This window comes from Streptomyces sp. NPDC090442, assembly GCF_044769405.1.
GTDB lineage: Bacteria > Actinomycetota > Actinomycetes > Streptomycetales > Streptomycetaceae > Streptomyces.
The window spans coordinates 1-2,974 of the sequence record NZ_JBIVXW010000196.1; the positions used below are offsets into that span (position 1 = coordinate 1).

3 protein-coding genes and 1 pseudogene are annotated in these 2,974 nt (G+C 67.2%); 3 read left to right on the forward strand and 1 reads right to left on the reverse strand.

Annotated elements, in window-relative coordinates:
• Window positions 1–110: 110 nt before the first annotated feature.
• The 3 genes and pseudogenes from ACIQU6_RS44255 to ACIQU6_RS44265 form a co-directional block, all read left to right on the forward strand.
• Window positions 111–359 (forward strand): annotated as a pseudogene (locus tag ACIQU6_RS44255) (MerR family transcriptional regulator); the annotation flags it as partial.
• 456 nt (window positions 360–815) lie between these two features.
• Complete coding sequence (locus tag ACIQU6_RS44260) at window positions 816–1,547, forward strand: hypothetical protein (protein WP_403488335.1); 732 nt, start codon at window positions 816–818, stop codon at window positions 1,545–1,547.
• A 111-nt stretch (window positions 1,548–1,658) separates the two neighbouring features.
• Window positions 1,659–2,312, forward strand: coding sequence for a class I SAM-dependent methyltransferase (locus tag ACIQU6_RS44265; protein WP_403488339.1), 654 nt, complete (start codon window positions 1,659–1,661; stop codon window positions 2,310–2,312).
• Window positions 2,313–2,470: 158 nt separating this feature from the next.
• Here the strand turns inward: ACIQU6_RS44265 and ACIQU6_RS44270 are convergent.
• Window positions 2,471–2,974: carbamoyltransferase C-terminal domain-containing protein (locus ACIQU6_RS44270; protein WP_403488337.1), on the reverse strand; the 504-nt coding region annotated here is incomplete at its 5' end.

A 2,974-nucleotide genomic window follows, 5' to 3' on the forward strand; every position in this document is an offset into this window, starting at 1 on the left:
TCACATCCAGCCCAACCAGCCGCACATCAGGCCCAGCTCACCCGGACGGGAAGCAACCACTCTCTTCAAGATCGCAATTCGCTACAAAGCCGAGAACTGCTCACCCAAGACGTTCCGGCAACGGTTACCGCGAATACGGCGAAGGCCATGCGGACCGCGTCGTGCAGATCCGCGGGCTACTCGATGCCGGGCTGTCCACCCGGATCATCCGGCAGATCCTCCCCTGCCTCAACGAGCCGCGGGCCATCTACCTCCCTGACGTGACACCCGAGATGATTGCCACCCTGGAGCGCGAACACGACCAGCTGACAGGACGGATCGCCTGTCTGACCAGGAACAGGGACGCCATCACCGACTACCCGCGCCGCGTGGGCGGTGCGTCTGGGCTCCAGGTCCCCAACTCCCGCGCCCCCACGTCCTCGTGCCCCGTGACCTCGTGTCCTCGTGTCCTCGTGTCCTCGCGTCCTCGTACAGCGACATCCCACTGTTGCCCCAGCACACGACGAGGTCGTCGAGGCAGCCGGAGCCCGTGAAGGTGTTCGCTGTCATGGCGAAGATGCTGGTTGGGCTCTACGGCAAGTAGATGCGGCGACCGGTGCCATGGGACGGCCCGGCGGCAACGGCCAAAGGACGCACGTAATCGACGTCAGTGACATCGGCACCCCCCTCGGCTTGGACATCGGCAAGAGCAAACACCACGCCACCACCAACACCCCAACCAGGAAGAAGGCATACGACAGGCGACTGCCCAACAGCAAACCCAAACTCCACGACGTCTGCACCAAACTCAAGACCAAGCACGGCACCGTGGCACCATGCTCGTGGCGATGGCGATGGCCATCGCCGTGGTCGTGGTCGTGGTCGTCGACCAACCTGCCCCGATCGGCGCGCCGCCGCAGGCCGTAGCCCGCAACACAGGCTGCCCCGTGGCCTATCGTCCAGAGCCGACGATGCGGCAGACCACCGGCCTCCACCCCGGCAATGCCAACGCCGACGCCCGCGACCCGATCATCACCACCGACGCCACCCACCCAATTGGGGACGGCCTGGTCCCTGCCGACCGCCCTGCACACACCTACCGCAGGCGGCTCCGGCACACCCAAGAACGAGGCCAGACGACACTGGCCCTCGCCACCACCGTCGACCGCCTCACGGCAGCACAAGAAGAGCTCCTACGCATCGGCCCGACCGTCGCAACCGATGCGTCATGGACGTTCACGCTCTTCCTCAACTCCACCGCCACCGACGTGCTGGACCGCACCGGCACTGCCACAACCACGTCCCCGGCAAAGCCGAACCCGACGCGAAGTGACAACAAGCCTGCACCCAAAGTACTTCGGCCCACGACCGGCGGACTCGCGGGCCGTTGCGGGCGCACTGCTGCAAAATCGCATTCCGGGCGCTGCGCGCCCGTGAACCGCATCTCCTCCAGGCTCCAGCGCGACGGCCACTGGCCAAGAGGTCATTTTCTCCTGGTGTTTCGTCCTGGCATCTGTGGTTGGTGTTGGTTTGCGGGTCGCTCCAGGAGGCGGTGGACGCGCCGGTGAGGACGGCTCCGCGAAGGTGGCTGACGGTCCCCGCATCGTCGCCGGCCTCCCTGGGTTGCGCTGATCAAGGTGCCGAACCCTCGGTGGCAGAGTCGATAGGATCAGCGCGTGATGCACAGTGCGACGCTGGCCGGTGTGTTCGACGAACTGGCTGACCGTTACGACCACTCGCACCATGAGGCGATCGCCCGGGCCCTGATCGCATGGGTGGCCCCCGGCGCGTCCGACGCGGTCGCCGACGTGGCGTGCGGAGCAGGCGCGGTCGCCCTGCAGCTGGCGCGGTGTCGGCCTGACACCGCGCCCCCCGTGCTGGCCGTCGACCTGTCGCCGCGGATGGTTGCGGTGGGTCGGGCCCGTGCCGCGGAGTTGGGGTGTGGCGCGGCGGTTGACTGGCGGGTCGCTGATGCCGTGCCGCTACCGGTTCCCGATCGCTTTCTCGACGTCGTGTTCTGCGCGTCCTCGTTGCACTTTCTCGGGCGGCGGGCGCTGGCCGACTGGCAGCGCGCTCTTCGTTCGGGTGGTCGTGTGGGGTTCACGTTGCCGTTGGCTCCGCATTTTCGTCCGTCGGAACGGTTCGCCGAGCTGTGCGCGCCAGACGTGCCGCTGCCCCATGGCGTGCAGGAGGCCAGTGCCTGGGCGGCGGCCTGTGGGTTCGCGGACGTCGATGCGCGTGTCCTGGTGCTGGGTACGCGTCGCGTGGTGATGGTCTTGGGGACTGTGGTGCACGGGCAGGAGGGGGTTCAGCAGGAGGGGGTTCAGTCGTAGGGGTTCAGTGGTTGCGGGAGGGGGGTGGGTGGTGCAGGTAGCTCGTTCGGTGAATGTCCCATGAGCGAGACAACGGATCCCGCACCATCCGTACGCACAGTCCGATCGGGAAGATCACTAAGAAGTACAGTACGGTCAGGCCCGCGCTCCTCAACTGCTCAGTCCACGGGGATCGCCGCACGCCAGTCCTCCTCTTCACGCCACGGGGGCTGCTCCTGCTTGTCCAGGAGGAAATTGCCGAGGGCCAGCAGGTCGATCTGGGTGCGCATGAAGCAGGCGTAGGCGCCTTCGGGGTCGCGCACGATGGGTTCCCCCCGCACGTTGAAGGAGGTGTTCACCAGCACCGGGCACCCCGTGCGGTCGCGGAAGGCGGTGAGCAACGCATGGAAGCGCCCGTTGTGTTCGGCCGTCACGGTCTGCACCCGAGCCGAGCCGTCGACGTGGGTCACGGCCGGGATCGTCGACCGCACAACCCGTAGCAGGTCCAGGCCCGTGAGCTCCTCGGCCCCGGCGGCCTCGGGCTGTCGTCGTTGTGCCGCGGCGACCTGGGCGGTCAGCAGCATGTAAGGGCTCTCCTGCGTCAGATCGAAGAAGTCCTTGGCGTCCTCGGCGAGGACCGCGGGGGCGAACGGGCGGAAGGATTCACGGAACTTGGTCTTGCG

Excerpts from the sequence above, each read along its gene's own strand:
- ACIQU6_RS44260 (WP_403488335.1), top strand. The coding sequence starts at position 816 with ATGCTCGTGGCGATGGCGATGGCCATCGCCGTGGTCGTGGTCGTGGTC.
- ACIQU6_RS44265 (WP_403488339.1), top strand. The coding sequence starts at position 1,659 with ATGCACAGTGCGACGCTGGCCGGTGTGTTCGACGAACTGGCTGACCGT.